Annotated in this window: 21 protein-coding genes and 1 pseudogene; 13 read left to right on the plus strand and 9 right to left on the minus strand. The window is 62.4% G+C overall.

Annotated features, from left to right (window positions below; all coding sequences use genetic code 11):
- Window positions 1-6 precede the first annotated feature (6 nt).
- From ABIB91_RS28935 to ABIB91_RS28945, 3 genes are all read left to right on the plus strand, one after another.
- Complete coding sequence (locus ABIB91_RS28935; RefSeq protein WP_354169446.1) at window positions 7-912, plus strand: VOC family protein; 906 nt, start codon at window positions 7-9, stop codon at window positions 910-912.
- Window positions 913-987: 75 nt separating this feature from the next.
- Window positions 988-1965 carry a tripartite tricarboxylate transporter substrate binding protein gene (locus tag ABIB91_RS28940; protein WP_219684860.1) on the plus strand — a complete coding sequence of 326 codons (978 nt, stop codon included), beginning with the start codon at window positions 988-990 and terminating at the stop codon, window positions 1963-1965.
- Window positions 1966-2116: 151 nt separating this feature from the next.
- Complete coding sequence (locus tag ABIB91_RS28945) at window positions 2117-3523, plus strand: carbohydrate porin (protein WP_502917021.1); 1407 nt, start codon at window positions 2117-2119, stop codon at window positions 3521-3523.
- A 34-nt stretch (window positions 3524-3557) separates the two neighbouring features.
- On the opposite strand, the gene arsC is transcribed toward ABIB91_RS28945, so the two are convergent.
- The 3 genes from arsC to ABIB91_RS28960 are packed head-to-tail and all read right to left on the minus strand — an operon-like array spanning window position 3558 to window position 5015.
- Window positions 3558-3959 carry an arsenate reductase (glutaredoxin) gene (gene arsC, locus ABIB91_RS28950; protein ID WP_354169443.1) on the minus strand — a complete coding sequence of 134 codons (402 nt, stop codon included), beginning with the start codon at window positions 3957-3959 and terminating at the stop codon, window positions 3558-3560.
- Window positions 3956-4660 carry an aquaporin gene (locus tag ABIB91_RS28955; RefSeq protein WP_354169441.1) on the minus strand — a complete coding sequence of 235 codons (705 nt, stop codon included), beginning with the start codon at window positions 4658-4660 and terminating at the stop codon, window positions 3956-3958. The genes arsC and ABIB91_RS28955 overlap by 4 nt, the downstream gene beginning before the upstream one ends.
- Window positions 4653-5015 carry an ArsR/SmtB family transcription factor gene (locus ABIB91_RS28960; RefSeq protein ID WP_354169439.1) on the minus strand — a complete coding sequence of 121 codons (363 nt, stop codon included), beginning with the start codon at window positions 5013-5015 and terminating at the stop codon, window positions 4653-4655. Before ABIB91_RS28960 ends, ABIB91_RS28955 begins: the two co-directional genes overlap by 8 nt.
- A gap of 129 nt (window positions 5016-5144) precedes the next feature.
- Here ABIB91_RS28960 and ABIB91_RS28965 point away from each other — a divergent pair, with 129 nt between their 5' ends.
- The 3 genes and pseudogenes from ABIB91_RS28965 (at window position 5145) to ABIB91_RS28975 (ending at window position 8172) form a co-directional block, all read left to right on the plus strand.
- The gene (locus tag ABIB91_RS28965; protein WP_007593490.1) at window positions 5145-5462 is read left to right on the plus strand and encodes an ArsR/SmtB family transcription factor; all 318 of its coding nucleotides are present in this window, start codon (window positions 5145-5147) and stop codon (window positions 5460-5462) included.
- 51 nt (window positions 5463-5513) lie between these two features.
- Window positions 5514-6878 (plus strand): NAD(P)-binding domain-containing protein, encoded by a 1365-nt coding sequence (locus tag ABIB91_RS28970; protein ID WP_354169437.1) that lies wholly within the window; start codon window positions 5514-5516, stop codon window positions 6876-6878.
- 112 nt (window positions 6879-6990) lie between these two features.
- Window positions 6991-8172 (plus strand): annotated as a pseudogene (locus ABIB91_RS28975) (MFS transporter).
- A gap of 12 nt (window positions 8173-8184) precedes the next feature.
- Here ABIB91_RS28975 and ABIB91_RS28980 read toward each other — a convergent pair.
- The 3 genes from ABIB91_RS28980 to ABIB91_RS28990 are packed head-to-tail and all read right to left on the minus strand — an operon-like array spanning window position 8185 to window position 10616.
- Window positions 8185-8985, minus strand: coding sequence for an ABC transporter permease (locus ABIB91_RS28980; RefSeq protein ID WP_007593487.1), 801 nt, complete (start codon window positions 8983-8985; stop codon window positions 8185-8187).
- Window positions 8982-9578, minus strand: coding sequence for an ABC transporter ATP-binding protein (locus tag ABIB91_RS28985; RefSeq protein ID WP_354127460.1), 597 nt, complete (start codon window positions 9576-9578; stop codon window positions 8982-8984). Before ABIB91_RS28985 ends, ABIB91_RS28980 begins: the two co-directional genes overlap by 4 nt.
- Before the next feature lie 3 nt (window positions 9579-9581).
- On the minus strand, window positions 9582-10616 hold the full coding sequence (locus ABIB91_RS28990; protein WP_354169434.1) for a Cj0069 family protein: 1035 nt from the start codon (window positions 10614-10616) through the stop codon (window positions 9582-9584).
- A 479-nt stretch (window positions 10617-11095) separates the two neighbouring features.
- Between ABIB91_RS28990 and ABIB91_RS28995 the strand changes: the two genes are divergently transcribed.
- Genes ABIB91_RS28995 through ABIB91_RS29010 form a run of 4 tightly spaced genes read left to right on the plus strand, consistent with a single transcriptional unit; the run spans window position 11096 to window position 13460 of the window.
- Entirely contained in the window at window positions 11096-11329 is a 234-nt protein-coding gene (locus ABIB91_RS28995; RefSeq protein WP_007593473.1) for a hypothetical protein, read from the plus strand.
- Between the two features lie 17 nt (window positions 11330-11346).
- Window positions 11347-12255, plus strand: coding sequence for a DUF1259 domain-containing protein (locus tag ABIB91_RS29000; RefSeq protein WP_354169432.1), 909 nt, complete (start codon window positions 11347-11349; stop codon window positions 12253-12255).
- Window positions 12256-12270: 15 nt separating this feature from the next.
- The gene (locus ABIB91_RS29005; RefSeq protein ID WP_354169430.1) at window positions 12271-12930 is read left to right on the plus strand and encodes a hypothetical protein; all 660 of its coding nucleotides are present in this window, start codon (window positions 12271-12273) and stop codon (window positions 12928-12930) included.
- Between the two features lie 29 nt (window positions 12931-12959).
- The gene (locus ABIB91_RS29010) at window positions 12960-13460 is read left to right on the plus strand and encodes a GlcG/HbpS family heme-binding protein (RefSeq protein ID WP_007593468.1); all 501 of its coding nucleotides are present in this window, start codon (window positions 12960-12962) and stop codon (window positions 13458-13460) included.
- 130 nt (window positions 13461-13590) lie between these two features.
- On the opposite strand, the gene ABIB91_RS29015 is transcribed toward ABIB91_RS29010, so the two are convergent.
- The gene (locus ABIB91_RS29015) at window positions 13591-13830 is read right to left on the minus strand and encodes a YjiS-like domain-containing protein (RefSeq protein WP_219684855.1); all 240 of its coding nucleotides are present in this window, start codon (window positions 13828-13830) and stop codon (window positions 13591-13593) included.
- On the opposite strand from ABIB91_RS29015, the gene ABIB91_RS29020 reads away from it, so the two are divergent.
- Together ABIB91_RS29020 and ABIB91_RS29025 are read left to right on the plus strand one after the other, a co-directional pair.
- The gene (locus tag ABIB91_RS29020) at window positions 13742-14029 is read left to right on the plus strand and encodes a hypothetical protein (RefSeq protein ID WP_354169588.1); all 288 of its coding nucleotides are present in this window, start codon (window positions 13742-13744) and stop codon (window positions 14027-14029) included. The genes ABIB91_RS29015 and ABIB91_RS29020 overlap by 89 nt on opposite strands.
- A complete protein-coding gene (locus ABIB91_RS29025; RefSeq protein ID WP_245285890.1) occupies window positions 14016-14402 on the plus strand; it encodes a hypothetical protein in 387 nt (128 codons plus the stop codon). The genes ABIB91_RS29020 and ABIB91_RS29025 overlap by 14 nt, the downstream gene beginning before the upstream one ends.
- A 147-nt stretch (window positions 14403-14549) precedes the next feature.
- Here ABIB91_RS29025 and ABIB91_RS29030 read toward each other — a convergent pair whose 3' ends face one another.
- Complete coding sequence (locus ABIB91_RS29030; RefSeq protein ID WP_354169427.1) at window positions 14550-14825, minus strand: hypothetical protein; 276 nt, start codon at window positions 14823-14825, stop codon at window positions 14550-14552.
- Window positions 14826-15319: 494 nt separating this feature from the next.
- Here ABIB91_RS29030 and ABIB91_RS29035 point away from each other — a divergent pair, with 494 nt between their 5' ends.
- A complete protein-coding gene (locus tag ABIB91_RS29035) occupies window positions 15320-16078 on the plus strand; it encodes an alpha/beta fold hydrolase (protein ID WP_354169425.1) in 759 nt (252 codons plus the stop codon).
- A gap of 632 nt (window positions 16079-16710) precedes the next feature.
- On the opposite strand, the gene ABIB91_RS29040 is transcribed toward ABIB91_RS29035, so the two are convergent.
- Window positions 16711-16905 carry a hypothetical protein gene (locus tag ABIB91_RS29040; protein WP_007593453.1) on the minus strand — a complete coding sequence of 65 codons (195 nt, stop codon included), beginning with the start codon at window positions 16903-16905 and terminating at the stop codon, window positions 16711-16713.
- Between the last annotated feature and the right edge of the window lie 676 nt (window positions 16906-17581).

Raw genomic sequence — 17581 nt, forward strand, 5'->3', positions numbered from 1 at the left:
TGCACGATGACGACACAAGCACCCATTGCACGCTTCACCCGGCTCCGGCACGCGAGCTTTGCCTCGCCCGATCCCGAGCGGCTGCTCGACTATTACCGCGCCGTGATCGGTCTTGGCCTCGTCGGCCGCGACGGCAGCCGCATCTTCCTCGCCAACGATTCCGAGCAGCTTTCGCTGGTGATCGAACCCGGCGCCCCGGCACTGACGAGCATCGCCTTCGAGATATCTCCTGATGTCCAGATCGAGGCGCTCGGCGCCGCGCTGAAGCAGGCCGATCTGCGGCCGGAACTTCAGAGCGATCCACTGCCTGGCGTTTCGAGGCGGCTATCGTTCAGCGATCCCGAAGGCACGCGCTTCGAGCTGATCCAGGGCTGGACGCCGACACCCGCGCAGGAGCGGATCGGAGCGCTTGCCGTCAGCAAGCTCGGCCATGTCGCGCTTGGTACGCCCGATCCGCGCGCGGCCTCTGAGTTCTACGCGAACATGATGGGCCTGCGGGTTTCCGACTGGATCGAGGATCGCTTCGTCTTCATGCGCAGCGGCTTCGAACATCACACGCTGAACTTCGCCCGCGCGCCCGTCCGTGGCCTGCATCATATCGCGTTCGAGCTGCGTGGTGCCGCCCATATGCACGAAGCCTGCGATCATCTTGCGCGACACAAGCTGCCGGTTCTCTGGGGGCCGGTTCGTCATGGCCCCGGCCATAACACGGCGATCTATCACCGCAATCCCGACGGGCATGTGGTCGAGCTGTTCTTCGATCTCGACCGCATGACCGACGAGGCGCTCGGCTATTTCGAGCCGCGTCCCTGGCATCGCGATCGACCGCAGCGGCCAAAAGTCTGGGTCGGCCTGCCGCGCGACGTCTGGGGCATGCCGCCATCGCCTGAATGCACGGAGTTCGCCCGCTAGCGGATTCGAGTTCGACTTGAAGAACGCCGCCTCGTCGCGGCCAACGATAGAATAATCAAAAGGGAGGACGCATTCATGCGACGGATGAAGCGGCTTGCTGCGGCGATTTTTCTGTTTGGCGGTTTTTTAGCAATCACTTCGGCGTCGGCGGACAATTATCCGTCGCGCCCGATCCGGCTGCTGCATGGATTTGCCGCCGGCGGCGCGGCCGACACGCTGTCGCGCATCATCGCCGACGGGCTCTCGAAGAAGCTCGGACAACCGATCATCGTCGAGGCCAAGCCCGGTGCCGGCGGCAACATCGCCGCGGATGCCATCGCGAAAGCGGCGCCCGACGGCTACACGCTCGGGCTCGTCACCGGCGCCCACGCGATTTCCGCGGCGACCTACAAGAGCCTCGCCTACCAGCCGGCCGAGAGCTTCGAGATGATCTCGACGCTGGTCTATTACGCGCTCGTCATTGCCGTGCGTAGCGATTATCCGGCAAAATCGCTGGGCGAGCTCGTCGCCATGGCAAAGCAGAAGCCGGGCGCGCTCTCCTTCGGATCGGTCGGTTTCGGCAGCACGCATCATCTGGCAGGAGAGCTGTTGAACGCAGCCGCCGGCGTCGAGATCGTGCACGTGCCCTATCGCGGCGATTCTCAAGCGGTCACCGCGCTGCTCGGCGGAGAGGTTCCGGTGATCGTCGGCACCCCGGTCCTGCTCGCCGCGCAGATCCAGGGCGGTGCGATCCGCGGCCTGGCGGTGACCTCGCCGACGCGCACCGCATTGCTGCCCGACGTGCCGACGGTTCAGGAAGCCGGGATCAAGGGATATGACGTGCGCACCTGGGCCGGCCTGCTGGCGCCGAAGGGAACGCCGACTGCCATCATGGCCGCACTCAATGCGGCGACGTTGGACGCTCTTAGGGATCCCGACCTCAAGCAACGTCTGGAGACCGCCGTCGGCGGCGAGGTTCGCGGCAGCTCGCCGCAGGAGATGAAGACGCTGATCGAGACCGAGATCAGCAAATGGACCGGCGTGGTGGAGCGGGCGAAGATCCCGAAGATCTGACGATCGAAAGTGCAAAAGTGAACATAGTGCCGCCCTCAGCCTGCGGTACTTCACAGCGCAGGAACAGGATTGCCGCGCCGGCTCACATTGGTCGACGACCGGCTTGAATGTCGGGCTGCGGCGTGCGTCATTGATTGCTCGGGAGGTGAGCGTGGCCGCCAAAGCAATCAGGCATTCGATGCGGGCGTTGATCGTTGCGGCTTGCCTGGTCGCGGCTGCCCAGTCCTCGGCTCAGGAAGACAAGAAAACCGACGACGACAAGCCGGCCGATCCCGACACCGGCGAGAGCACGGTCGAGGAGAAAACGCTCGGGCTGCTGCCGAACCCCTGGCAAAAGTACGGGGTGAAGTTTGCGGCCACCTATATCGGCGAGGTGCTCGGAAATCCGACCGGCGGTCTGAAGAAAGGTGCGGTCTACGAAGGCAGGCTCAATCTCGCTGTCGATCTGGACTTCGAAAAGCTCGTCGGCATCGACAAGCTGACCTTTCACGCCAACATGTTTCAGATCCACGGCGACGGCCTCTCGCGCTCGAATCTGCAGAATTTCTTCGTCGTCAGCGGGATCGAAGCGTTGCCCTCAACGCGACTCTACGAGGCCTATTTCGAGAAGCAGTGGGGCGACAAGAAACTATCGCTCAAGCTCGGGCAGCTGGCGGCCGACAGCGAGTTCTTCAATACCAAGTACACGGATGTTTTCACCAACGCCTCGATGGGCTGGCCGGCGATCACGTCGCTTGCTTTGCCAAGCGGCGGGCCGTCGCCGCCCTTGGCGGCCGTGGGCGCGCGCCTCCTGTTGAACGTGACGGACCAGTTGTCCGTCCTTGGCGCGATTTTCGACGGCGACCAGGCCGGTCCCGGTCCCGGCGATCCGCAGGAGCGTAACCGGTATGGCGTGAATTTCCGGATCAACGATCCGCCGCTTCTGCTCGGCCAGGTCCAATATGCCTGGAACAACAGGAAGGGTGACCCGAACTTGACCGGCCAGTTCAAGGTCGGTGGCTGGCGTCATTTCGGATCGTTCGGGGATCAGCGCTTCGCATCCAACGGCGTCTCGCTGGCCGCGCCAATGAGCAGCGGGGAACCACGGCTCTTGTCGGGCGATATTGGAGCCTGGGCGGTCTTCGAGCAGCAGATTTATCGAGTGCCGAACAGCGACGATCGGGGCATCGGCATTTTCGCACGCGTGTCGGGCGCGCCGGCTGACCGTAATCTGGTCGATGTCTATGCAGATGGCGGCGTCGAGCTGATCGGGCTTAGCAATGCGCGCCCCGACGACAAGTTCGGCATTGCCGCCGGATATGCGCATGTCTCAAAGCGGGCCCAGACGCTCGACGCCGATTATGCCAGGTTGGTCGACCCGCGCTGGCCGGTGCGAAGCTTCGAGGGGCTGCTCACGGCCGTCTATCAATACCAGATCAAGGATGGCTGGACCGTTCAGCCGAACTTTCAATACATCGTCCATCCCGGTGGCGGCGCGACGGCTCCGGCGAGTCCGCTGCCGGGAAGGGCATTGCGAAATGCCTCGGTTTTCGGATTGCGCACGACCCTGAAATTTTAAGTCGAGGCAAACGCGAGCGAGGCCATGTCGGCAATCATCGCGCTTCGACCACCTCGCCATCCTCCTTCACGAACCGGCCGACGGGGTTGTCCAGGAGATCGATGACGGCTTCCGAGGGACGACACAGGCGTGTGCCCTTAGGCGTCACCACGATCGGACGGTTGATCAGGATGGGATGCGCGAGCATCTGGTCGATCAGCTCGTCGTCGGACCATTTGGGGTCGTCGAGGCCGAGCTCCTTGTAGGGCGTGCCTTTCTCGCGCAGCAGCGCGCGAGCGGAGATGCCCAGGGCCTTGATGAGCTCGACAAGCGTTTGGCGGGATGGTGGCGTCTTCAGATATTCGACGACGACGGGCTCGGTGCCGCTCTGCCGGATCATCGCCAGCGTGTTGCGCGAGGTGCCGCAGGCGGGGTTGTGATAGATCGTGACGCTCATCGGGTTGTCTCCGCGATTGGGATGGGGCCTCGCGCCTGGGGCCGTCCGAGCAGCCAGTTCATCAACAGCATGGCGGCAAAGGCTCCGCAGAGCTCCGCGAGAATGAATCCGGGCAGGTCGGTGGGACGTATGCCCGAGAACGTGTTTGTCAGCGACCTCGCAATGGCCACTGCCGGATTGGCGAACGAGGTCGAGGCCGTGAACCAATACGCCGCCGTAATGTACAGGCCGACCAGCCAGGGGACGGCGGTCCGCTGAAACCGGATCCCCGCGAGGATCGTCGCGACCAGACCGAAAGCAGCGACGGCTTCGGCGAACCATTGCGGTCCTCCGGTTCGCATTTTCGTCGAGAGATCGATCAGCGGCAGTCCGAACATCAGATGCGCCGCCATAGTTCCCGCAATGCCGCCGGCGATCTGCGCCGCCACATAAAGTCCAGCCTCGTTAACCGGGAGCTCGCGCTTGCCGGTGAAGACCAGCGTGACCGCCGGATTGAAGTGCGCGCCGGAGATCGGGCCCAACACCGTGATCAGGACAACCAGAATGGCTCCCGTCGGCAGCGTGTTGCAGAGAAGCGCAAGCGCGACATCCTTGGTCAAGGATTCCGCCATAATGCCGGAGCCGACCACCGTGGCGACGAGAATGCCCGTACCGAGCGCCTCGGCCGCGAGGCGGCGCGGAAGATCGAATTGATCAGGCACGGCTTCGCTCCTTGCGTCTTGGCTTGCAGCAGGCTTGCAGGGTTTCGACGACCGGCTCGCAGACTTCCGGCCGCCCGCCGCAGCAATCCCGCAGCAGGAAAACCGCAACGTCGCGGAATTCGGTGAGGTTGGCGCGGTAGACAATCGAACGGCTGTGCCGCTCGGAGGTGACGAGGCGCGCGCGCGTCAGGATCGACAAATGCGCCGAGAGCGTGTTCTGAGGGACCTCCAACAGCCGTGCGAGATCGCCCGCAGCGAGACCATCAGGCTCGTGCCTGACCAGTGCGCGGAAGGCCTCCAGACGGGTCGACTGGGCCAGGGCGGCGAGCGCGAGGACAGCTTCTTCCCTTTCCATATATCCAGACTTATGGAAATAATTGAAGCGCGTCAATCCGGAATTCCCCCTGGGCGACCCAGCCCGTATTTCGAACATTCCAGAAATATGGTTTGACAGTTTGGCATCCGCCGGCACATCGTGGCACGCATGAAGATCGATGACGCAGCAGCACGCCTTGAAGCCCTGGGCAACCGGACGCGACTCCAGATTTATCGTGCCCTGGTCCGGGCCGGACACTCCGGCATGCCCGTCGGTCGGTTGCAGGACAAGCTGAAGATCCCGGCATCGACGCTGTCGCATCACATCAAGACCCTGGTCTCGGTCGGGCTCGTCAGTCAGGTCCGGGAATCGACGACGCTGATCTGCCACGCAAACTTCGACGCGATGCGGGGTCTGGTCGATTTCCTGGCGGCGGAGTGCTGCGCAGACGAAGTCGGATGCAAGACGACGCAAACGGCGGCGTGATCTTTGTTGGCTGAGATTATTCGATGATTCTAGAAATATGGGATAAGCCAAATGAACGCTAAGACGGTCGCCATCGTCGGGGCAGGGCCTGTCGGCCTCGCAGCAGCTGCGCACGTCCTGGAGCGTGGCATGTCACCCGTCGTGCTGGAGGCAGGATCCGAAGCGGGGCACGCGGTGCGCCAGTGGCAGCAGGTCCAGCTCTTCTCACCGTGGGAATATAACATCGACAAGGCCGCGGCGCGCCTGCTGGCGCCGACGGGATGGAATTCGCCGGACCCGGGCTCCTATCCGACTGGTGTCGAACTGCTCGATCGATATCTGACGCCGCTTGCGACGCGAACGCCACTGCGCGAGGTGATCCGGACATCCAGCCGCGTCTCGGCCATCAGCCGCGTCGGCTTCGACAAGGCGAAGACGAAGGGACGTGAGCAGGCGCCGTTTGAAATCCGCTACCAGAACGGCAAAGGTCCTGAAGTGCTGCGCGCGGATGCCGTGATTGATACGTCAGGCACATGGTTCTCGCCCAATCCCGCCGGAGGTAATGGTCTGCCCGCGATCGGCGAGCGTGAATGCGCCGGCCACATCGCCTATGGCATGCCCGATGTCCGGGGTGCCGGTCGCGCCAGATATGCCGGCAAGACCGTTGCGGTGCTCGGCGCCGGTCATTCCGCGGTGGGCACACTGATCGAGCTCGTGCATCTCGCCGAGGAAGTGCCGGGGACGCAAGCTATCTGGCTGTTGCGGGGCGCCGATCCCGCCAAGTCTTTTGGCGGCGGCCGGAATGACAAGCTCGCTGCACGCGGCGAGCTCGGCAGCGCCTTCGCTGCGCTCGTTGCCTCCGGGAAGATCAGGATCGAAACCGAATTCGTCGTCACGCAACTGTCGGACTCCGAAGGCCGCCTCGAGATCGCGGCCGGCGCGGGCTGCGGCGGACGGAGCGTGATCGTTGACGACCTGATCGTCTCGACGGGCTTTCGTCCCGACTTTTCATTCCTGTCCGAATTGCGCCTGCGGCTCGATCCCGCCATCGAAGCGCCGGTCGCCCTGGCGCCGCTGATCGATCCCAACGAGCACAGCTGCGGCACGGTGCGCCCGCACGGCGCGCGCGAGCTCGCCCACGATGAGCCGGGGTTCTACATGGCGGGCATGAAGTCGTATGGCCGCGCGCCGACCTTTCTTATGATGACGGGGTATGAGCAGGTGCGCTCGATCGCGGCCGATCTCGCCGGCGACAAGGAGGCCGCCGCGAGGTTGGAGCTCGTGCTGCCGGAGACCGGCGTTTGCACGCGCGGTGGCCTCGAAGCCGCCGGCGGATCAGGATGTTGCGGTGGGCCGGCGAAGCAGGAACCAACGGCGTGTTGCGCCGCCGACGAAGCGGCGAAGAAGGCCGGCGCTTCGGGGTGCGGTTGTTCATGAATTTGGGTCTTGCAGGAGAAGCCGGAGAGTTGCCCATTGTGGTTGGTACGCCGTGTCGAGCTGGGGGGAGGACAGCATTCGTAAGCTGAGCGGCCGGTCCCTGATCGCGGTGATGTGCATCGGCCAGGTCGGCAATCTGCTGCCGCATGTGACGCTCTCCGCGAACTTGGCGCAGCATCTGATGCCGGCGTGGGGCCTGTCGACGTCCGAAGGCGGCTTGATGGCAAGCGGTTACGCGTTCGGCTACATGCTCGCCGTGCCCGTGCTGACGACGTTGACCGACCGGATCGACGCACGGCTCGTCCTGATCTGGGGCTCAATCGTCAGCGGGCTGGCGACCGCAGCGTTCGGAATCTTCGCGGAAGGATTCTGGTCCGCGACCGCGATCTGGTCCCTGGCAGGGCTTGGATTTGCCGGCGCCTACATGCCGGGCCTGAAGGCGCTGACAGACCGGCTTCCGGCTGGCGACACCTCGCGCGCCGTCACGCTGTACACGTCGAGCTTCTCGGTCGGGGTCGGCCTCTCGTTCCTGGTCGCGCAAGTGATCGCCGACCGTTGGGGATGGCGGACCGCTTTCCTTGTCACCGGCTTCGGTCCTATCGCAATGGTCGTCGCGTGCCTTCTGATGCAGGCGCAGCGGCCCGCGCCGAAGGCGGGACGTCTGTTGAACTTCGCGCCTGTCTTCGCCAACCGCGAGGCGCTCGGATACATCTTCGGCTACGGCGCCCATTGCTTCGAGCTCTAAGGCATCCGCACCTGGCTGGTCGGGTTCTGGACCTTCGTCGTCGCGCATCAAGGTGCGCCGTCGTGGTTGAGCCCCGTCGTGTTGAGCTTCTGCTTTGCGGTGATCTCGATGCCGGCCAGCATCCTCGGCAACGAGGCCGCGCTGAAATTCGGCCGCCATCGCGCGATCACGGTCGTGATGATCGCGTCGGCCTGCGTGGCGCTGGTTATCGGCCTCAACACGACGGCGCCGGCATGGGTGCTCGCACTGCTGCTGCTCGTCTATGGCCTGACCGTGCCGGCGGATTCCGGCGCGTTGACCGCCGGCATGTCGGCCGCGGCTGTGTCCGAACATCGCGGCGCGACCCTGGCCCTGCATTCGACGGTCGGCTTCGGCCTGTCGGCCGTCGGCGCCTGGGGAACCGGCGCCGCGCTCGACGCAGCCGGCGGTCCGCAGAGCGCGACCGGGTGGCTGCTCGCGTTCAGTGTTCTTGCGGCCGGAATTGCGTTGGGGCCGTTGGCGCTGCTGTGGGCTCGGAGGGTGCAGCTTGGTGGCGCGAAGTCGATGTGAGGTCGCGCAATTCTACTCGGCAGTGAGAATTCGATCGAGGCGCAATCGATGTCGATGATCGGTGAGAAGGCGAGCGCCTCCCGTCACGGCGGCGAGAGTTCCCAATCCCGTTCCGCCGGCGATCAAGAACATAATCAAGAGCTGATACTTGACGGCGTCGATCGGTTCGACGCCTGCAAGGATTTGACCGGTCATCATCCCCGGCAAAGAGACAAGGCCGATCGCGGCCATGCTGTTCATGATTGGCGTGAAGCCGCTTCTCAATGCGTCCCGCAGGACCGGCAGCAACGCCTGATAGCGGGTACCGCCAAGAGCAAGGCAAGCTTCGACGGCGGCTCGTTCGCGCACCAGGCTATTCGTCAGCACGTCCAGGCCCAGGCTTATTCCCGTCATGGTGTTGCCCAGGATCATGCCCAACAATGGCAGCGCATAGCGCGGATGATACCACGGATCCGGGCGTAGCTCCGTCAGAAGCGCGAACATCGTGACGGTCCCGGCCGCGAGCAACATGCATCCCGCCCCTAAGCCATAGCTCCAGATACCCGGCAGGCGTCGCTTTTGCCGAGCGACGATTTCCCGTGATGCGAAGAGAACCATGGCGACGGCGGCGAGGGCGGTCCAGAGCGGCGAGACCACGGCAAACAGGAACGTCAATACGTATCCGACGAGTATCAGCTGAAGCACCATCCGCACGGTGGCGATGGCCAGCTGCTTTTCAAGCTTGAGGCGGAGAGCAAGCGAGAGCGCGCCATCCATGACGACAAGGAGCGCGGGCAGAACCAAATCGCCGTATGCCAAATGAATGTAACTCACGGCCGATTTTCCTCGATTCCACCGTCGGCATTCATCACAAGGACCCGCGACCCGACGCGGCGGGCCTGAGCGTTGTCGTGAGTGCTCCAAACGACACTCGTTCCATTCGAAATGCGTTCCGCGATCAAGGATTCAACGGCCGCCGTCGATGCCGAATCGAGGGCCGATGTCGGCTCGTCCAGGAGAAGAACCCGCGACCTCAGCATCAGCGCCCGCACCAGCCCCAGCCGTTGTCGCTCGCCGGTCGAAAGTCTTTGGATCGGCCAGGGACCGCAACTGCGCGGCAACCCCAGTCTCGTGACCAACGGTAAGGCATCATCCCAGCCGCTGAAGTGGTCTTGCACGATGTCGGACCACCAGCCCGGTTCGGCGGCGAGATAGGTCACTCGCTTGCGCCAGGCCGGGGCAGGCATCGCCTCCCTGAGCGTTCCGTCCAGTTTGACCATTCCTTCGTTGGGATCGAGATCCGCGATCGAGCGAAGGAGTTGGGTCTTCCCTACGCCAGAGGGCCCTTGCAGGGCGACGCATTCGCCGTCCTGCAAGTCGAATGAAACGGAGATGTGCAAGCGCTTGAGCGCGCGGACCGTGAGCATGTGTCAAAGCTTGCGCCGGAGCCGATCGGCAACCCGCACTGCAATTTCCGCCGGCGCCTCGTCCGGATAAGGATGCACCGAGCTGACATTGATCTCGCCCAGGACATAGCTGTCGGTCCCGTCGGGACGGACCGGGCCAAGCATGAAGTCGGCGTCCCAAATCACAGGCAGGTCAAGTTGCGCAATATCCAGCAACGACGTCAGCTGCGGCGTCCACTCGTCCTCCATCAACCGACGCAGCCGCTGGAAGCGCGGGTCTGCGTTGGACGCATAGAGCCGTGGTCCGGCCTCGGAACGCGCGGCCGGCGACTCCACCAGGGCTTTGACCTTGTGATAGCCGAAGCCGGCACAGCGATCGCCCGCCATGTAGCAACGCAACACGCCTTCGCTCAAGCGAGGCTGGAATGGTTGGTCGATCACGCTGCCGTTCTCGAAATACTCCGCGCAGCGACGGAGAAAATCATCCAGCGTCAGTTCCTCGGAGCCATCCCTGGTTGCGTCCAGCACCTTTATCATTGGAGAAGCCGGCAGCTTCTCGACCTTCCAGACGCCTTGGCCGCCATTGCCCCGGTTGCGCTTGATCACGCGCGGACCGGCGGCGAGCCGCGTCGGTAACTCGGCGCGCATCGCCGCAGCGGTTTGATATAGAGTGGTGTCGCTTCCCCAGCCCATCGAGCGGGTACGATACAGAACCTCCTTGGTGCCCATCTTGAGGATGACATCGGGATGAGCGCTGACCCACACGCCCCGTGCGGCGACGTCGCGCAGCAATGCGTCGAGACCAGCGCGATCCCGACCGTCTTGAATGGGGTTGACCCAGACGAGCACGCCGTCCACCCCGAGCAATTGTTCACGGACGTCCTCGGCGAAACTTTCATCATAGATCGCCGGGCGCGCCGCGATACCGACGGCGGCGAGGGCTTCGAAAAGCTGCGCGAAGCGGCTGTTTTGTGCCGTCGCGTCGCGGCGCGCGGCAGCGTCTCCGCGTGAGAGGATGGCGACGGTGTGTTGGTGAGAAGGGTGTCGTTCGGTGTCCATGCGCAAGCTCCACGAATGGCGTGCTGCGCAGAGCTTGGACCGAGGCCTCACGGGGAGTCTGCTTTGTCCCCACGCAAAGGACACTAGCGGGGCCGTCCGCGAGTTTCAAGATGTGGCTGGCGCGGTTCCGCGGAGCAGTGAATTCTTCGTGACGTTCGCCGGCGGCTTTGGTGGGCAGCCCGAAGCTCCCGCCGGTTGACAGCTCCCGCCCGGGGGCTTTTACTTGGGGCTCGGGGATATGCGATCTCCCCGTGAGGCGACATGCCCAAGCATCGCGTCCTGATCACCAAGGGCGCAGCATGTCATCATATACCCCCGATTTCATCCGTCAGAGCGGCTCGACTTTTCGGCACGGCGTCCGCGCCGGTCGCATCGCTGTGCGCATCGATGCCCGCCGCCTCTTGCGCCGTGTGGGTATCGCGTAGGGCAAGATCGCGAAACGGACTTCACCTGGGGCAGGACAAACCAGGAGAATGGTCATGCGAACACGAACAATCTTCCGCACGGTTCTGCTGCTTGCGGTCGCGGGCGGGCTGTCGAGCGTGCACGCTCTGACGCAGGAGGAACTCGTCGCCAGGATCCAGGCGGCCGGCTACGCGCAAGTCAGCGACATCAAGTCGACGGCCGAGGGTATCACCGCAAAGGCGGTGAAGAACGGCAAGGCGGTGACGCTGGTCGTCGACAGCAGCGGTCAGGTCAAAGAGCGAAACTAAGCCTAGGGAGCAGCACGATGAAAAGAATCATCTGGGCCGTGGTCGGCATTGGCATCTGTCTTCTTGCATTTCGCTTCGGTCCATTCGTCCCGGCATATGCCCAAGATGCCGACTGGCAGAAGGTGGACGAGACCCTGGGCCGCAAGCCCGCCGTCTCGGACGACGTCCGCCGTTACGGCTTTCCCCGCAGCGATCTCTCCGTGACGTTGGACGGGGTTGCGATCAAGCCGGCGCTGGCTCTTGGCGGCTGGATCGCGTTCAAGCCTGCGCATGGTGGCGCAATGATCATGGGCGACCTCGTGCTGCTCGAGACCGAGATCAATCCCGTGATGGCGAAATTGATTGCGAGCGGGCTCGAGATCACAGCCGTGCACAATCATCTGCTGCGCGCGAGCCCGGCCACGTTCTACATGCACGTCGCCGGACACGGCGATCCCGTCAAACTGGCCTCGGCGCTCCATGATGCCCTGGCCGAAAGCAAAACCCCGCTGACGGTCACGGCGCCGGCGAACCCGCCGCCCGCCATCGACCTCGACACGGCGAAACTTGACCAGATCATCGGAGTGAACGGGAAAGCGAATGGCGGCGTCTACCAGTTCAACGTGAAGCGGCGCGACCCCGTCACGGAAGACGGCATGTTGCTGACTCCCGTCGCCGCGATGGGCGTCGCGATCGCCATCAATTTCCAACCGACGGGCACGGGCAGGGCGGCCATCACCGGCGACTTCGTGCTGACCAGCGACGAGGTGAACCCGGTCATCCTGGCGCTTCGAACGCACGGAATCGAGGTAACCGCGCTGCACAGCCACATGCTGGACGAACAGCCGCGGCTCTTCTTCATGCACTTCTGGGCCAACGACGATGCCCTCAAGCTCGCAGAGGGCCTCCGTGCGGCGCTCGACAAGACGGCGAGCACGAAGGGCTGATGCATGGACACGCACATGAACAAGCTCATGGGCAAGCTTGCGCTGGCATCCATGCTGGTTTTATTCGTGGGAGGGAACGCCATGGCCGAGACCCTGAATTTCGACAACGCTGCTGCCGGAACGTCGCCCGACGGATGGACCTTGACGATGACCGGCAAAGGACAGCCGAAATGGACCGTGGAGGCCGAGGCGACGGCGCCCAGCAAGCCGAACGTTCTCAAGCAATCGGGACGGGCGACGTTTCCCCTCGCCATCAAGCGCGATACGGCCATCCGCGACGGCTTTGTCGAGGTGAAATTCAAGGCCGTCGCCGGCTCCGAGGATCGCGCCGCGGGAGTTATCTGGCGTGCGAAGGATGCCGATAATTACTACGTGGTCCGGGCTAACGCGCTGGAGGACAATGTCGTGCTGTACAAGACGATCAAGGGCGTTCGAATGTCGCTTGAGATCGTGGGTCGCAAAGGCGGCTATGGCGTCAGCGCGCCGGTGTCATCCGGGCAATGGCACGTGCTGCGCTGCGACTTCGCAGGACGTCGGTTCAAGGTGAGCTATGACGGAAAGCAATTGTTCGAGGTGGAAGACGCCACCATTCTGGACGCCGGCATGATCGGCCTGTGGACCAAGGCAGATAGCGTGACCCTGTTCGATGATCTGACATATGGTGAGACCAAATAGGCGTTTGGTCACCTATGCCGGAGATTGCCATGAACGTTCGATGCCTGTCGGTCGCGACGGCCCTGCTGATTGTGTCCATCTGCCCACTGCGGGCGGAGGAAGGTCTGGTCGCCTACAAATCGCTCGGTCCGGAACTGGCGCTCGATCTTGCGCGCGCTGCGTTGGCGAACTGCCGCACCCGTGGATACCAGGTTGCAGTTGCCGTCGTCGATCGCTTCGGCGTCACGCAAGTGATGTTGCGCGACCGCTTTGCAGGTCCTCACACGCCCTCGACGGCAGCAGGCAAGGCGTGGACAGCCGCCTCGTTCAAGACCAGCACGACCGAGCTGAACGCGATCAGCCAGCCGGGCATGATGCAGGCGGGCATTCGCAACCTTCCCGGAGCGGTCGTCATCGCCGGAGGACTGATCGTCGAAGCCGGCGGCTCCCTGGTCGGCGCGATCGGCGTGTCCGGCGCTCCGGGCGGCGACGCGGACGAAGCGTGCGCGAAAGCCGGAATTGACGCCGTACGCGACAAGCTGGACTTCTGAGGCGTAAAGATCGCGGTCAAAAAGTCCTTCAGCCTTTTCGCGAGCCTGGCGGCCGTCTGATCCGCAGGGATAAGCAGACGCGCCGCCTTCGCACGCTCAGGTGTGGCCGCTCATTGACAGGATTTGACGATCACCCATCGTCGCGCCAACCTGAGAAGTAACACCGTCGAGCCTCGCCAACGATTGTTCTCGATAAGCCGATGTCCGCGAGAAGCCGGTCGTCCAGTTCGAGAAGCTCGTCGTATTGGCGGCGCCGTGTGATGCCGTCCAGCAGTGCGAGCGTGAGTTTCCAGAACCATCCAGGGTTTGGAGAAGGAACGAAGGCTGAGCTGGATGTGCCGATTGAGCCAGTGGTGCTGTCGCAAGACATGTTTCACCTCCATAATGGAGCGAAACAACGCTTGGCTCGAAAGCTGGTCGGGCGGTTGTGTTTGACCCGATGGCCTTTGCTATCATGCTCGTCCTTGCCGCACAAGCGATCCGCTGATCTGGAAGCTGAAGGTGTCGCTGAAGTAACGGTCATGCCAAAAGCGACGATCGGCGCCGCCCGTCCACATGATTCAAGCTGACGGCGATGCAAAGCATCGCACCCTGCAAATGAGTGCATCCGATCGAGGAGCGCTGATCGGAGCGCCGCCTGATGGTAGAGATCCTCGCTCCCTCAGTGGTACAACTGAGATGGGTATGCTGCCATTTGCAAGGCAGACCCTGTTCCCGCGAGATGGTTCTATGGACGCGAAATCAGCCGCACGATTTAAATGGCACATAGAGCGGGTCATTGAGGAGTTATCCTTGGCGCTCACGCTCGCTAAAGAGGCCTCTCCAGCAGATGAGTTTCTGAGCTTGAGGATGTCGGTGGGCGATATCATCTCTCAGATAGACGCCGTGCTTCAGGACAACATTTACAAAGATCATCCCGGTCTGGATGGCATGAAAGACTGACCGTTAACGTCCGCTTCGGGGCAAATGCGAAGAACTCAACCTGATCAAACCTGGTCCGCTATGCATCGCTTAGTGGACCTGAACGAGGTGCGCTGCTACTTCGCTGATGGGCCACGGGCTGACCTGCACTAGCAGCATCCCTTTGGCTCAAAATAGACTGCGAAACTCGGCGAGTGCCCTGGCTACGTCTTGCCGCCTGACGTCTTCGCGCGTTCGCTCCCCACCACGTTTGAAAGAGATCGTGACTTTGTCGGGATTCGTCCGGAGCCGACAGTCTGTCTTCCATGACAAATCGCCAAGCTTGATCTCCACCAATTCTTGATCATCATACGCGCGCTCGATCGATCGGAAGATTTGCCTGGTTTCATCGATCGAGAGCATCATCGACTGTATGACCTCGGAGCCTCCGGCACCAAATGACATCAGCCACACCTCGTCCGTCGGGAGTGAAACACGAAAGTATGTCAGTCGGGACAAATCGACTAGTTTGAAGGTGCTGAAGTACGATAACCTCCGCGACACAAGCTTGGAAATTTCATTCCGCAAGTACCGTACAAGTGTTCGCAGGTGGAGTTGGTCGCTCTGAAACACCACGAATAGGCTCCCTGAAAACAAATCGGCAACTTAGAACAATTCCCGAGACCCAGCCAAGCTAACGGCATCCTGAGGCTCGGACTTCCGCTCAGGGTCAAGAAGCGAAGAACTCGGCCTGAGCAAATCACGTGCACCATGCATCGCTGAGCGGACCTCTCTGAGCTGGGCGGTGCGCCCCCACGAGCCACCTTGCCGCTTTGGCGGATACTCTCTATGATCGACAACTCATAGTAGCGGATTGCCTCACGAGAGGGATACGCGTCGTGGCAGGAATTCACGTTAGTCGCCGCCGCTTGCTTCGCAGTGCTGCAGCAAGCGGTCTGATGGCAACAGCGGCATCCAGCGTGATTGGTGCCGCCCGCGCCCAATCGGCGCGAAAGACCTTCGTCTTTGTCAGCGGGGCTTTTTGCGGCGGCTGGATATGGCGCCGGATCATTGACCGGCTCGAACAGGGCGGCCACAAAGTGTTCGCTCCGTCGCTCACGGGTTTAGCCGAGCGCTCGCATTTGCTGAGCAAGGACGTCAATCTGGACACCCACATCGCCGACGTCGTCAACCTGATCAAATGGGAAAGTCTCGACAACGTCTGTCTTGTGGCGTGGTCCTACGCGGGCTTCGTAGGCTCGGGCGCGCTCGAAAGCATCGGCGATCGCGTCTCCTCGGTTGTATGGCTTGATGCCTACATTCCCGCAGATGGACAAAGGGTGGCGGACTTCGCAGCCGAGCCGGTTCGCAAAGGCATACAGGCGGCCATCGACAAGGGCGAGGCAGGCGTCCGTGGATCGCCGACGTATCCGCCCAGTGTCGTTGCCGAACGCGATCGGGTATTCGCCGAGTCCAAGGTTACTCCGCATCCGATCGGCACCTATCTCCAGCAGGTCAAGCTTTCCGGAGCGCTCCAAAAAGTGGCGAAGAAGACATACATCCGCCTGCCGAAATTTCCTCAGCCGGCCTTCGACAGGGCACTGGCAGACTGCAAAAGCGACAAATCGTGGGCCACGTTCGAATTGCCGGACATTGGGCACATGGCCATGCTCGATGCACCAGATCGCGTCAGCGAGTTGACAGTGCAAGCCGCGTGAGATCGACCTCCCCATGAGTTAAGGTGCAGACGTCGCGCCGGAGTGCGCTATGCCCGCTTGGGTCACAGGCGTCGGTTCGGTGCTCAGCGGCAAATTTCCGCGGTGGCCCCATCTACCAACACGTAGCTGCATCGCGTCAACGGAAGCGGCCGATTGGAGGTATTGCCGGCGCAACTGATCACCTCGTCCAGGGCGAACAGCTGGGCGGGCAGATCAAAGCGGGCACGCGGGCTCATCGTTCGCGCCCTGGCTGGTTTGCTTTCGGTTGCACGTCAATGGCACCGACGTTGGGGTGACGATTGTCGGCACGCCCTCGCTGCCTCATGCCGTCGCCTCGCATCCGTCCATCAAATAGGAAAGGCTGTGTTTCATACGCGCTGGCAGCGGCCGGCTCGTGCGATCGTCCGGACGCAGTATTTTGCGCGGTAGCAGAGGTCACAGAAAGTGCCGACACGAATACGATCGCTAGTCTCGACATGACGGGCTCCTTGGCGGAGAGCAGGAACGCGCAGTGGGATAACTCAGTCGAAATCGTCGAGAAGGAGCTGGGCGCCAAGATGGCGGCGAGACTATGCCGAGACTATGCAATGTCGAGAGCGGCCTGTTCAGCTACGCCATCCACCGAGGCAGCCTTAGTTCTTCGTCAAGGGCTTGGGCGGCTCTTCGGCCATGGCCTCGACATCAATGGCAGGAAGCTCGCCGGTGCGGTCTTTCAGGTCTGCCGCACGCTGTACCAAGCCAGCAGCGACCGTGGGATCCTTTGTTGTTTTTGCCATGCGCAGCAATGCCGCTGCGGCCTCACGGGCGAACTGATTTAAGCGCGACACGGTTGGACATCCGACACTTAGCTGACATGGAATGATTCAAGGGTCGAATATTTGTTCCGAATTCGGCTTAAAAATGCGCGCACGACACAGAAAGGACTTCAGCTCGGAGCTGGGCCAGCTGAGGTCCTTCGTGTGTCGGCACCACGTCATTTGAGGCGCGGTGGCGAATGGTGCCCAACTCAACAAGTGGTTCTTGGTTCCCGTTATCAGCCCAAATTTCGAGAAAAAACGGGCCCCAGCTCGCGGGGATGTTGGGGGGCATGGAGCTGGGGCCACTCGGGGTCGCCCTTGGGGAAGGGCATCGGGAAAACTTGGCAATCGCAGGAATGTTCCTGCCTTTTTCTAAAGAGTAAGTGTGTAGATCAACCGCACAAGCGGGGGACAATCTCGAACGAGCCCGCCATTCTAAGCGCGAGGTCGTCGCCTGAAGTTGTTGCCTATGTTCCGCCGATGGAACAATCAGGCCTTGTGAGGAACATCAATCTGATCTCTAGCCTGATGAACCCCTCCGGCTGAGGGTGCTCATAAATGTCGGCTCACCGACGTAAAGCGGAAGTCACCCACCTTGAGCGTGATCTGCGGCTTGTGTGAAGGGTTTCGGATGCCGGCCGCATGATTGACGGCGCGGCACATTCGGGCGGCCGGCGTCCGAAAGCCTCCAAGGGAGGAAACCGCG

It is taken from the genome of Bradyrhizobium sp. JR4.3, from assembly GCF_040547695.1.
GTDB lineage: Bacteria > Pseudomonadota > Alphaproteobacteria > Rhizobiales > Xanthobacteraceae > Bradyrhizobium > Bradyrhizobium canariense.

Bases quoted from the DNA above. Each gene is read 5' to 3' on its own strand.
- ABIB91_RS29035 (WP_354169425.1), top strand. From the start codon at position 15,320: ATGGCAACAGCGGCATCCAGCGTGATTGGTGCCGCCCGCGCCCAATCG.
- ABIB91_RS29015 (WP_219684855.1), bottom strand. From the start codon at position 13,830: ATGTCTTGCGACAGCACCACTGGCTCAATCGGCACATCCAGCTCAGCC.
- ABIB91_RS29025 (WP_245285890.1), top strand. From the start codon at position 14,016: ATGATTCAAGCTGACGGCGATGCAAAGCATCGCACCCTGCAAATGAGT.
- ABIB91_RS28985 (WP_354127460.1), bottom strand. From the start codon at position 9,578: ATGCTCACGGTCCGCGCGCTCAAGCGCTTGCACATCTCCGTTTCATTC.
- ABIB91_RS28995 (WP_007593473.1), top strand. From the start codon at position 11,096: ATGCGAACACGAACAATCTTCCGCACGGTTCTGCTGCTTGCGGTCGCG.
- arsC (WP_354169443.1), bottom strand. From the start codon at position 3,959: ATGAGCGTCACGATCTATCACAACCCCGCCTGCGGCACCTCGCGCAAC.
- ABIB91_RS29000 (WP_354169432.1), top strand. From the start codon at position 11,347: ATGAAAAGAATCATCTGGGCCGTGGTCGGCATTGGCATCTGTCTTCTT.
- ABIB91_RS28960 (WP_354169439.1), bottom strand. From the start codon at position 5,015: ATGGAAAGGGAAGAAGCTGTCCTCGCGCTCGCCGCCCTGGCCCAGTCG.
- ABIB91_RS28940 (WP_219684860.1), top strand. From the start codon at position 988: ATGCGACGGATGAAGCGGCTTGCTGCGGCGATTTTTCTGTTTGGCGGT.
- ABIB91_RS28970 (WP_354169437.1), top strand. From the start codon at position 5,514: ATGAACGCTAAGACGGTCGCCATCGTCGGGGCAGGGCCTGTCGGCCTC.
- ABIB91_RS28965 (WP_007593490.1), top strand. From the start codon at position 5,145: ATGAAGATCGATGACGCAGCAGCACGCCTTGAAGCCCTGGGCAACCGG.
- ABIB91_RS28990 (WP_354169434.1), bottom strand. From the start codon at position 10,616: ATGGACACCGAACGACACCCTTCTCACCAACACACCGTCGCCATCCTC.
- ABIB91_RS28935 (WP_354169446.1), top strand. From the start codon at position 7: ATGACGACACAAGCACCCATTGCACGCTTCACCCGGCTCCGGCACGCG.
- ABIB91_RS29030 (WP_354169427.1), bottom strand. From the start codon at position 14,825: ATGTCATTTGGTGCCGGAGGCTCCGAGGTCATACAGTCGATGATGCTC.
- ABIB91_RS29005 (WP_354169430.1), top strand. From the start codon at position 12,271: ATGAACAAGCTCATGGGCAAGCTTGCGCTGGCATCCATGCTGGTTTTA.
- ABIB91_RS29010 (WP_007593468.1), top strand. From the start codon at position 12,960: ATGAACGTTCGATGCCTGTCGGTCGCGACGGCCCTGCTGATTGTGTCC.